At 65.6% G+C, this 617-nt stretch carries 1 pseudogene; it reads left to right on the forward strand.

Annotated elements, in window-relative coordinates:
- Positions 1-600: pseudogene (locus tag N5D20_RS24695) on the forward strand (IS5 family transposase); the annotation flags it as partial.
- Between the last annotated feature and the right edge of the window lie 17 nt (positions 601-617).

Below are 617 nucleotides of genomic sequence, written 5' to 3' on the forward strand. Positions count from 1 at the left end.
GCACACGATCTACACGCGGATGAACCGGTGGGCCAAGGCCGGGGTCCTGGATCGGGTCTTCGAGCGCATGCAGGCCGAACAGCTGGTCCGGGTGCGGCTGGAGGCGGTCAGCCTGGACAGTACGATCGTCAAGGTCCACCCGGACGGCACCGGCGCACGAAAAAAAACGGCCCGCAGGCCATCGGCCGCTCCCGCGGAGGCTGGACCACCAAAATTCATATGGCTGCCGCGGATTCCCGCTGCGCGTTAGCCTTCTCGCTTTCGCCGGGCCAGGCGGGCGATGCCCCAGCCGGTCGCGCCCTGCTGCATGCCCTGCCACCCCTGCCCGCGCGCTGCCATCTGGTCATGGATCGCGCCTACGAGGGCAATGAAACCCGGCAGCTCGCGCTGGATCTGGGCCTGGATCCGGTCGTGCCCCCGCATCCGCTGCGGGCCCAGCCATGGGCGTACAACACCGAGATCTACAAGCGCCGCAACGAAATCGAGCGCCTGTTCCGCCGTCTGAAAGGGTTCCGCCGCATCTTCAGCCGCTTCGACAAGCTCGACGTCATGTTCGCGGCCTTCATCCACTTCGCACTGATCGTCGAATCGTTGCGATAGTGTTAACAGGCCCTAGT

It is taken from the genome of Stenotrophomonas sp. GD03877 (genome assembly GCF_029840555.1).
Taxonomy (GTDB): Bacteria; Pseudomonadota; Gammaproteobacteria; order Xanthomonadales; family Xanthomonadaceae; genus Stenotrophomonas; species Stenotrophomonas geniculata.